The organism is Bacillus sp. ABA4_010 (assembly GCF_056159105.1).
This window is the reverse complement of sequence record NZ_JBSWUN010000003.1, coordinates 12785-23790: the sequence shown is the minus strand read 5'-3', so window position 1 is coordinate 23790 and position 11006 is coordinate 12785. Positions and strand designations below refer to the sequence as shown.

Below are 11006 nucleotides of genomic sequence, written 5' to 3'. Positions count from 1 at the left end.
CAGCTTGATGAATGACTCATCAAGCTGTTTTTTTAATCAAGGGAAACGAGGGAATTGTCCGAAATCCGGTTTGCGTTTCTCTTTGAACGCATCGCGTCCTTCTTTCGCTTCATCTGTTGTGTAGTAAAGAAGTGTCGCATCTCCTGCTAATTGCTGTAGACCAGCTAATCCGTCGGAATCCGCATTGAATGCTGCTTTTAAGAAGCGAAGGGCTGTTGGACTTTTCTCTAACATTTCTTCGCACCATTGAATGGTTTCCGCTTCTAATTGCTCTAATGGCACCACTGTGTTAACTAATCCCATATCTAACGCTTGCTGTGCATCGTACTGGCGGCATAGATACCAAATTTCACGGGCCTTTTTATGACCGACAATACGTGCTAAGTAACCAGCGCCATATCCCGCATCAAAGCTACCTACTTTTGGTCCAGTTTGTCCAAAAATAGCGTTATCCGCAGCGATTGTTAAATCACAAACAAGGTGCAGTACGTGACCGCCTCCAATTGCATAACCTGCTACCATCGCCACAACTGGCTTTGGAATCACTCGGATTAAACGTTGTAAGTCCAGCACATTCAAGCGTGGAATTTCATCTTCCCCTACATAACCGCCATGGCCGCGTACTTTTTGGTCGCCGCCTGAACAGAACGCTTTATCTCCAGCACCTGTTAATACAATGACTCCGATTGCAGAATCATCACGAGCATAAGCAAAAGCATCGATTAATTCCGTAACGGTTTTCGGGCGAAATGCATTGCGCACTTCTGGACGGTTAATGGTAATTTTAGCAATCCCATTATATGTTTCATATAAAATATCTTCATATTGACGTTCTGCTACCCATTCTACTGTCATCACTATTCCTCCTTATATGTATGTTACTAGTGGTCATTCATTTACATATAGAACCCTTTTTCTTCATGAATGAAACCACTTACTATTTTACCAAAAATCTCCCGCTGTTCCACATGGATTGCATGTCCAGCAGCGAAAATTCTTTTGTAAACAGCATTTGGCATCCGAATCTCCATCTCTTCGGCAATGTGACAAAACTTCGAATCCTTCTCTCCTGCTAGAAGCAAAGTTGGCATGGAGAGTGTAACAAGATGCTCCCACCATGATGGCTGCACCCCTGTTCCCATCCCTCGCAAGCTGTTCGCTAACCCTAAAGGATGATTCGTCAGTCTTTGTTGTCTTATGCTTTCTTGGACGTCGGAGGGGAGTTGTTTTTGGCTTTCAAATAACGGAATGTTTTCCCAATGATCGACAAACCAAGGTATTCCCTTTTCAATAATTTGATTCGCTAATGCTTCATCTTGCTGTTGGCGCACATGTCGCTCCTGTTTAGTTTTCAAACCAGGAGAAGCACTTTCTAAAATTAATTTTCCGACCATCTCGGGAAACATCGCAGCAAACGAAAGAGCAAGACGCCCTCCCATGGAATACCCTAAAACACTCACCTGCGTAAGCTCAAGCTCCTTCAGTAATATAGATAAATCAGCCACAGCTGATTCCATTGTATACTTATTTACGTCTGTTGGGGAATCCGTTTGACCATGACCAATCAAATCAATTGAGATAAGCTGTTGATTAACTTGCCACTCTTCATAAAAAGGCACCCACGTTTCTTTTGAGCCAGTAAAGCCATGAAGCAATAAGAGCGGTGAACCTGTCCCGATAATATCGACTTCATACGAAACACCATTTATCGTGTAATTCATTCTTTTTTCCCCATGTGGAGAATGTCCTTCATTTCCTGGGAAACAGATTTCCTGATTTCTCGATGAAGTATGACATTTTCTTCACGCGTTGTTTTCAGTTCAATCACCTTTACTCCTTTTTTTGTAAAGGATTGTGTCACAACTTGTCTGAACTGCTCCCATGTTTCCATCGTTTGGAATTCCCCGCCGTACATTTCAACCACTTTATCAAACTCAAGTCCAGTAGGAGTGCCAAATAAAAATTCGAAATGTTTTTCTTCTTTTGATTGAGGCAAGAAGGAAAAAATGCCGCCACCATCATTGTTGATTAAGATAATTGTTAAGTCGAGCTGATTCATTTTAGCTGCTAGCAACCCATTCAAATCGTGGTAAAAAGACAAGTCCCCGATAAGGAGTGCTGTCGGATTACCGAGTGTACTGACACCTAACGCACTTGATACTACACCATCTATTCCATTTGCACCGCGATTCGCTAAAATTTTAATGGTTTTTTCACTAGCTGAAGCAAAAGTGTCAACATCACGAATAGGCATCGAGTTTCCGACAAATAAAACGGAATTGTCAGGCATGCATTGAATCAGCTCATGTGCTGCCTTTCCCTCGAACGAAGAAGCTTGATGTAATGATTTGTTCAGCAACTCGGTTGTTGTTTGATTCAAAAGTTGCCACGTATCCATCCATTTCGAGGACGTTCGCCCAGGTTCCCCTGCTAACCGCCCAAGTTCACGGCAGAAGTAGGTTTCTTCACATTGAATCATCTCTGTAGCGTTCAATGTCGGATTTCGCCAACCATTTCCCCCATCAATGACTAACATTTCTTGCGGTTCATGCTCCTGTAAAAAAAGAAGCACTGCTTTCGAAACAGGCATAGCTCCAAATCGAATGACCAATTCTGGCTTCAGTTCTGCCACCAACTCTTTATCCTTCAAAAACGTATCATAAGCGGTCATCACATGTTCTTTCGCATGCTTGCCGTTTCGAAGTTGTGAAAGGGGATCGGCTATAATCGGATAATTTAGCTTTTGAGCCAACTCTGTCACAGCCTCAGCAAATCCCTCTTCGTCATGATCGCCACAAATGATGAGCCCGCGTTCATATTTTTTGACCGTTAATGCAGCCTCTTCCAATACAACTGGAGAACAGCGAAGTTCACCAGTATGTACCTCGATACGCTTTCGTTCTTCTCTTCCTCCTGACCATAAATTTTCTTGAGAGAGATTAGGAACTAAAGGTTCTCTTACAGGAAAATTAAGATGGACAGGGCCAGCAGGAGCCGCTATTGCCGTACCGGCAGCTCTTGCCGCAGCTGTACGAATATAACGAAGCATATGCGAAGTATCCTCTGGAAGGGCCAGCTCTGCAAACCACTTTGAATAATAACCGAACAATTCAAGCTGATTAATCGTTTGAGGAGCGCCTACATCTCGTAGCTCATGCGGACGATCGGCCGTAATGACGATGAGTGGGACACGAGATTGATAAGCCTCAACGACAGCAGGATAATAATTAGCCGCTGCCGTGCCAGATGTACATAAAAGAACGACAGGACGTTTTTTGGCTTTTGCCATTCCTAAAGCAAAAAAGCCTGCAGAACGTTCATCAATATTTAAGTGAACGTGCATATCCGGATGCTCTGCCATAAGCATCGCAATGGGTGTTGAGCGCGACCCTGGGCTGATGACCGCATCCGTTACACGCGCGCAAACTAATTCGTCCACAAAAGCAGCAGCATAGGACGTAAGAACTTTAGTTGATTGCATCCATTTTACCTCCTAAAGCTGACAACATTGGATTGAACTTAATGTTCGTTTCTTTATATTCGCTTTCCGGATCAGAATGGGCAACAATGCCGCAGCCAGCAAACAAGGAAGCCTCTTGTCCTTGAAGAAGGGCGGAGCGGATACCAACAATAAACTCCCCGCTTCCATGTTGATCCATCCAACCTAACGGTGCACCGTACCAGCCGCGGTCTAAATGCTCGAGCTCTCGAATGACTTCCTTTGCTTTTTGTTGAGGGTACCCTCCTAACGCTGGTGTGGGGTGCAACTTTTCCACAAAAGAAAACAAGCTCATTCCTTTTTTAACAATTCCTTTTACCGGTGTATAGAGATGCTGAATATGCTTTGTTTTGTAAAGTTGTGGAGACGAACTAGCATGAATACTTTCACATGATTCCATCATCGCCTCTTTAATCATATGCACGACCACTTCATGCTCCAGCAAGTTTTTCTCGTCACACAATAGTTCTTGTCCTAAACGTTCATCCGCCTCTCTTGTTCTTCCACGGGCAATTGAACCTGCTAAGCAAGTAGAAAACACTTCATGTCCTTCTTGCTTTACTAAACGCTCGGGAGAAGCACCGATGAAACAATCTTCACCGTTTTCAAACGCAAATATATAGCTTTCTGGCTGTTCTGCTACAAGCCGTTGCAAAATATATTCATTCGGCACATCCTCAGAAAAAGCGGCTCTTAATTCCCGTGCCAACACCACCTTTTCAATGTCTCCTGCTTGAATCCGCCGTGTAGCTGACTGTACCGACTCTTTCCATTGGTCAGGCTCTACTTCCTTGAGCTGAATCATGTGACTGCTTAAATCTTGTATAGATGCCTGTTCTTCACTAAAAAGTGCTTCTTCTGCTTGATTTAGCCAATCCAACGTTCGAATAGGGCAATCTTGTGGTGTTATTAACACATTTATAGTCAAATATGCTTTATTTTCTATTTCAGTATATAAAAATTGTGGAACAATAAATTTACCGCTCGGAAATTTATCCCAAAGGATTGTTTGTTCCTTTTTTGGATCAAAGGAAAAACCCCCAAATAATACCGGACCGGTTCCCATTGGAAGTTCACTTATATCTTGAACGGATTGTTCTATAAAACGCTTCCATTGCTCTTCAATGGCCTGATATCGTCCTTCACCTTGTTCTGTTGCCATGACCGCTAAATGGTTAAACCCAATCAATGTTTGACAACGCGCTGCATCCATCCAAATGAAGCGTTCGCCAACAAACATATTTCTACCATTATAAAAAAGGGCTAGGGGATTATATGGATTTATTTCTTTGACAAGGCTGACTAATTGCGGATTTCCTTCATTTTTTGCTTTTTCATAAGCTTCTTGCAAAACTTGTAATGGATGTTCGGTTATTGCAATCACAATACGTCCCCCCACTTTATTTCAAAACTGATCTTTAACCTATTTATTATAAAGCGTAGCCCGGAAAAAATCTACCAACAGCCCTTTCTCTCCCTTTTCTAATTATGGATTAATTGGAAGTGACCAGGCGCATTTTTTCTTGAAATCTTGAAAACCGTTAACAGTTTATTACCCGTTTCTACACTTAACCATGCAGGATTTTGTGTTCATCTGTCAGGAAACTATTTCGTGATGGAAGTTTCCTTATATAATGTGTGCTGTTTTATCGGTTTCTTCCCATGTATTTGTTACTAAACTCCATTCTGTTGGTGTCCATTAGCCATGAATCATATCTGCATTCCTATTATCAAGTTGGCGGACTGCTTGCACCTTACCTTCCCATTTTGATCTCAAGTTTTTGATTGCACTTTCCTGTTGCCCAAGTTTTGCTAAAGTTTTTTTGTGTCCTTTAACTAATACTATTGAAAGACAACCTTTATTTTTTTACATTAGGGGGATTTACATGCTATCGAAGTCTCAACTTCACGCCTTACGCAGTCATCTTGAAGAGCGTCAAAGCGAAATTGAACATCAACTTGAACAAAATGACTATTTTGGCATGCAACGAAGTGACCAGCATGACTCGGTAGGTGAATTATCAAGTTATGACAATCATCCTGCCGATACAGCCACTGAATTATATGAGCGGGAAAAAGACTTAGCTTTAAATGAACATGCAGAACAGGAGCTAAAAGAAGTCAAGCACGCTTTACACGCAATGAAAGAAGGCTTCTACGGCACATGTCAAACATGCGGAAAAGATATTGCCTTTGAGCGACTTGAAGCGATTCCAACAACGATGTTCTGCAAAGAGCATTCGCCAGAACAAAACATATCAAAAGATCGACCAATTGAAGAACAAGTATTAAATCATCCCTTTGGTCAGTACGAATATGATGAAAAATATGCCGAGTCGTTCGATTCGGAAGATTCATGGCAAGAAGTAGCACGTTATGGAACATCTGAATCTCCGTCAGACTTTATCGAAGATACAGAACAGTACAGCCAAACATATATTGAAGCAGATGAACGTGTCGGATACGTAGAAGACTATGAGAATTTTGCCGCGACAGATTTATATGGCAAACCTTTACCAATTTATCCAACGAAAAAGCATGATATGTATGAACAAGCGTTAGATGAAGAAGGAGTTATGACGGTCTTTGGCGATTTGCATCCTTTTGAAAAAGAGCCCTATGTGGAAGAAGAATGATTAGTTCTATGATGAGATGGGTATTTGGTAAATAAACGAACCATATATATGATAAAGAAGGAACTATTCCTTCTTTATCTTCTTTTCACAACTAATAAACGAGGTGAAAAAATATGAACAAAAAAACCATACTCATCTTTTTAGCAGTCTATGCGTTATTTTCCATCAGCGGCTTTCTCTTTCCGGTCGATCAGCAGTGGTACGATGCGTTGCAAAAGCCTGAATGGACACCGGCCGGCTCTTTTATTGGGATTGTTTGGGCTGTTTTATTCGCACTTATCTCTTTAGCTGTTTCCATCATTTATAAAAAACAAGGATTTTCATCTAGTAGCCGATGGTTCTTTATCTTTTTACTGCTAAACTATGTGTTCAATCAAGCGTTTAGCTTTTTTCAGTTTGAGTTGAAAGACTTATGGCTCGCCACCATTGATTGTGCACTCGTTGCCATAACAACCTTTCTTCTCGCCTTGGCAGCTAAACGGATTTCTAATGTTTCGTTTTGGCTTCTTATTCCTTATCTATTATGGTCATGCTTTGCAACTTACTTATCCTATACGATTTATTCACTAAATGTTTAGCAAAAAAGGCGCGATTTCCAACAAGCCGTTAGGCGATATTATCGATTGAGGTGAACAGAATGAACGCTCATGAAATTGATTTTTTTCTACACGGAGATGACATGCAGTTTGTCGAAATTGAATTAGATCCTCAAGAAAGTGTCATTGCCGAAGCAGGCGGCATGATGATGATGGAAGAAGGCATTGAAATGGAAACCATTTTTGGGGATGGTGCCCATTCAGGACCAAGAGGACTTTTCGGAAAATTAGTGGGAGCCGGAAAACGGGTTCTAACAGGAGAAAGCTTGTTCATGACAGTCTTTACAAATCAAGGAAATGGAAAACGGCGTGTGTCTTTTGCCTCTCCTTATCCTGGAAAAATTATCCCTATTGATTTAAGCGAGCTGAACGGAAAAATTATTTGCCAAAAAGATGCTTTTTTATGTGCTGCAAAAGGAGTCTCTGTAGGCATTGATTTCCAGCGCAAACTCGGCACCGGTTTTTTTGGCGGTGAAGGATTTATTATGCAAAAACTAGAAGGGGACGGACTTGCCTTTTTACATGCAGGAGGGACTATTTATAAGCGGGAACTGCAACCTGGCGAGCTACTGCGCATTGATACAGGTTGTCTTGTCGCGATGACAAAAGATATTGATTACAACATTGAATATGTTGGAAAAGTCAAAACAGCGTTATTTAGCGGAGAAGGACTCTTTTTCGCTACGTTAAGAGGGCCCGGAACAGTCTGGGTACAGTCGCTTCCATTCAGCAGACTGGCTGACCGCATATTTGCCAACGCCCCTGGTGGAAAGTCTACTGGAGAAGGAAGTATGTTTGGGGCAATTGGAGATTTATTAAACGGGGATGATTAAAAAGTACACATAAATTCAATCTTATTTTTACTAAAAAGTTCTATTATGTAATCCTTCACCATGCTGGGTTATATGATAGAATTTTTTTTGCTGTTTTAGACGAATATAATTCACACTTTGCCCTATGCTTTCATAAGCTATGTTGCAGACGGTAATCAACCGAACGAACTTGTTCTAGTAACATCAGGGGAAAGAAGGTGCGAAAAAATGGTGCGTAAAGCTTTTATTTCGGACGAGACAGCTCTGTTTTTAGCTCAATGCTCTAAGCTCGCTTACGATCAATATGAACAAAACGGTTTTTTTAAAGTGCCGGACTCCTTTAAATTAATATACTCTTTCAAAGCCCGCTCTATTTATGAAGAAGAATGGTTCGGTTTTATTATCGAATCTTCAGATGCTGTCATTGTCGCTTTCAGAGGAACCCAATCTGACACCGACTGGATTAGTGACTTGCGCTACGGGCAAGTTCCGTATCCATATGTTCAAAACGCGGGAAGTATCCATGCTGGTTTTATGGGAATTTATCAATCATGCCGAGATGGCATTATCAAAGCCCTGTCCTCAGTCTCTTCGGCCAAACCTATCTTTGTCACCGGTCATAGTCTTGGAGGAGCTTTAGCAACATTACATGCATTAGACATCTCTGTTAACTTGGATGAACGAACCATTGCAATGGTGAATTTCGGGAGCCCGCGTGTAGGTGATCCTGCTTTTGCTTATCAATATAAACAATATATTAAGTACAGCATTCGATATGTAAACTCTGTTGATCTTATTCCATTTGTCCCTCCAAGAAAAATTTACTCTCCCCTTCATAAGACTGATTTTATGTATCAGCATGTTCCTCGAGGTATCATGTTTTATTCTCCTCAACATTCCATTGAGGCTAATCATAGTATTGACACTTATATTGCCTTTTTAAGAGATCGTTTATGAACGAAACCAGCAAAAAAGTGGCTCTTCTTAGGAAGAGACAAAACGCTCGCCTAAAAAGAGCCATTCAATAAATCATTCTATAAAAGAGTCCCTTGTTCGATTCGCTTCAAACCCCAAATGTCATCTGCATACTCTCGAATTGTGCGATCACTTGAAAAGTATCCTGATTTAGCAATGTTTATAATACTTTTTTCAAGCCAACTGTCTTGTGATTGATAAGCAGTGTTGATCTTTTCATGAGCGGATGCATAAGAGCTGAAGTCTCGCAATACATAGTACTGGTCATTTTGCATCAATAACGAATCATAAATAGATTCAAACAAATCAAACGAATTCGGGAAAAAGCCATTCACCAGTTGTTCTAACACTTTTTGAATACGTTTATCATAATGATAATAATCACTCGAACGATAGCCACCATTTTGTTCATAATGCAACACTTCTTCTGCCGTCAAACCAAATATGAACATATTCTCGGCTCCCACTCTTTCAAATATTTCAACATTAGCCCCGTCCAACGTCCCGACCGTTAATGCTCCGTTCATCATGAACTTCATATTTCCTGTTCCAGACGCTTCTTTACTCGCTGTTGAAATTTGTTCGCTCACATCAGCCGCAGGAAACACATGCTCTGCCAGTGACACACGGTAATTTTCAAGGAAGATAACCTTCAAAAACGGCGACGTTTGCGGATCATTATTCACTTTATCTGCAAGAGAATTAATCAATTTAATCACTTTTTTTGCGTAATAATAACCAGGCGAAGCTTTTGCGCCAAAAATAAAAGTACGCGGATAAATCTCAAACGATTTCTCCTCTTTTAGTCGATTATATAAGTACATAATATGCAATACGTTCAGCAATTGCCGCTTATACGCATGCAACCGTTTTACCTGAACATCAAAAATGGACGTATCATCAATAACAATCCCTGTCCGTTGTCGAATAATATCTGCAAGAATGGTTTTTCTTTCCTGTTTTACTTTCTTCATCGTATCTTTGAAGCTGCTATCAAAGGCATACGCCTCCACATTCTCTAACTCTTCTGGAGAATGAATCCAAGACGGACCAATGGCATCCGTTATCGCATTAGCAAGCTGTGGGTTGGCCTTTAACAACCAGCGGCGGTGGGTAATTCCATTTGTTTTATTATTGAATTTTTCAGGGTACACTTCGTAAAAATTACTCATTTCTCTGTTTTTCAATATTTCTGTATGGAGCTTCGCCACACCGTTTACTCGGTAACTTCCAACGAGCGCTAAATGAGCCATCTTCACCATACCGTGAGCGATAATGGCCATTTCTTCAATTTTGCTCCAATTCCCAGGGTACTTTTCCCATAACTGCTTGCAAAACCGTTCATTAATTTCCGATACGATCATGTAAATACGCGGTAATAACGGTTGGAATAAATGAATGGACCATTTTTCCAATGCTTCCGATAAAGTAGTATGGTTCGTGTAGGAAATCGTATTTGTTGTAATATTCCATGCCTCGTCCCAGTCCAACTGTTCTTCGTCAAGTAAAATTCTCATCAATTCGGGAATAGCAAGGACCGGATGGGTGTCATTAATATGAATGGCGACTTTTTCATGGAAGTTTTTTAACGTTCCATACAATTTACGGTGTGAGGCTACGATGCTTTGCAAACTTGCCGATACAAGAAAATATTGTTGCTTCAAACGTAATATTTTCCCATCTTCATGTGTGTCATCTGGGTAGAGAAATTCGGACACAGACTCTGTTTCACGCTTGTATTCCATCACGTCTTTATGAATGGGAAATCGAGAAGGTTCTGCATTCCACAGTCTTAACGTGTTAACAACAGACGTATCATATCCTATTACAGGGATGTCGTAAGGAACAGCTGTGATGGTTTCTGAACGAATGAGACGAAAGGTTAAGCGGCCTTCATGATCATAAAGTGTTTCCACTTCACCCCAAAAGTCGATTTCTACTGCGTCATCTGCCTTTCGAACTTCCCACGCATTCCCATGCCGCAACCATTGTTCAGGTAGTTCTACTTGAAACCCATCCACAATTTTTTGATCAAATAAGCCATGTTTATAACGAATTCCGCAGCCATGACCAGGAAGATTGGAAGAGGCAAGGGAATCTAGGAAACAGGCGGCAAGGCGTCCAAGCCCTCCGTTTCCAAGACCTGCATCTTCCTCTATTTCTTCCATTTCTTCTAAATCAATCCCAAGCTCACTTAAGCCTTCCTTTACAACTTCTTGAATACCAAGATTCGTTAAGTTTTGCCCAAGAAGCTTTCCTAATAAAAATTCAATTGAAAAATAATATACTTGCTTTGTGTGAGAAGATCGCTGCTGTTCATTTGTGGCAATCCAATTTGAGCTAATATACTCTCTGACCATATTTCCCAACGTATGATATTGGTCATAAATTGTGGATTCCTTAAAGCTTTTCCCATAAGTCATCTCAAGCTTTTTTAGAAATGCCTGCTGGAAGCATTCTTTATTCGAGAACATGCCGCTTTCACTCC

General features: G+C 41.0%; 9 protein-coding genes. 4 read left to right on the top strand and 5 right to left on the bottom strand.

Going from position 1 to position 11006, the window contains the following annotated elements; genetic code table 11:
- Positions 1-36 precede the first annotated feature (36 nt).
- Genes menB through ACXAEO_RS01295 form a run of 4 tightly spaced genes read right to left on the bottom strand, consistent with a single transcriptional unit; the run spans position 37 to position 4883 of the window.
- Positions 37-855 carry a 1,4-dihydroxy-2-naphthoyl-CoA synthase gene (gene menB, locus ACXAEO_RS01310; protein ID WP_474877033.1) on the bottom strand — a complete coding sequence of 273 codons (819 nt, stop codon included), beginning with the start codon at positions 853-855 and terminating at the stop codon, positions 37-39.
- Between the two features lie 41 nt (positions 856-896).
- Positions 897-1721, bottom strand: a complete 825-nt coding sequence (gene menH / locus ACXAEO_RS01305; protein ID WP_474877031.1) for a 2-succinyl-6-hydroxy-2,4-cyclohexadiene-1-carboxylate synthase — start codon at positions 1719-1721, stop codon at positions 897-899.
- The gene (menD, locus tag ACXAEO_RS01300; RefSeq protein ID WP_474877028.1) at positions 1718-3481 is read right to left on the bottom strand and encodes a 2-succinyl-5-enolpyruvyl-6-hydroxy-3-cyclohexene-1-carboxylic-acid synthase; all 1764 of its coding nucleotides are present in this window, start codon (positions 3479-3481) and stop codon (positions 1718-1720) included. The genes menH and menD overlap by 4 nt, the downstream gene beginning before the upstream one ends.
- Positions 3468-4883: an isochorismate synthase gene (locus tag ACXAEO_RS01295; protein ID WP_474877026.1), complete on the bottom strand. Its 1416-nt coding sequence runs from the start codon at positions 4881-4883 to the stop codon at positions 3468-3470. Before ACXAEO_RS01295 ends, menD begins: the two co-directional genes overlap by 14 nt.
- Before the next feature lie 502 nt (positions 4884-5385).
- On the opposite strand from ACXAEO_RS01295, the gene ACXAEO_RS01290 reads away from it, so the two are divergent.
- The 4 genes from ACXAEO_RS01290 to ACXAEO_RS01275 all read left to right on the top strand — a co-directional run bounded on the left by ACXAEO_RS01290 (position 5386) and on the right by ACXAEO_RS01275 (position 8500).
- Positions 5386-6135, top strand: a complete 750-nt coding sequence (locus tag ACXAEO_RS01290; protein WP_474877024.1) for a TraR/DksA C4-type zinc finger protein — start codon at positions 5386-5388, stop codon at positions 6133-6135.
- A gap of 113 nt (positions 6136-6248) precedes the next feature.
- Complete coding sequence (locus ACXAEO_RS01285; protein ID WP_474877022.1) at positions 6249-6713, top strand: TspO/MBR family protein; 465 nt, start codon at positions 6249-6251, stop codon at positions 6711-6713.
- A gap of 59 nt (positions 6714-6772) precedes the next feature.
- Positions 6773-7564: a TIGR00266 family protein gene (locus ACXAEO_RS01280; RefSeq protein ID WP_474877019.1), complete on the top strand. Its 792-nt coding sequence runs from the start codon at positions 6773-6775 to the stop codon at positions 7562-7564.
- A 207-nt stretch (positions 7565-7771) separates the two neighbouring features.
- The gene (locus ACXAEO_RS01275) at positions 7772-8500 is read left to right on the top strand and encodes a lipase family protein (protein WP_474877017.1); all 729 of its coding nucleotides are present in this window, start codon (positions 7772-7774) and stop codon (positions 8498-8500) included.
- Positions 8501-8577: 77 nt separating this feature from the next.
- Here the strand turns inward: ACXAEO_RS01275 and ACXAEO_RS01270 are convergent, their stop codons facing one another.
- Entirely contained in the window at positions 8578-10992 is a 2415-nt protein-coding gene (locus ACXAEO_RS01270; protein WP_474877015.1) for a glycogen/starch/alpha-glucan phosphorylase, read from the bottom strand.
- Positions 10993-11006 lie beyond the last annotated feature (14 nt).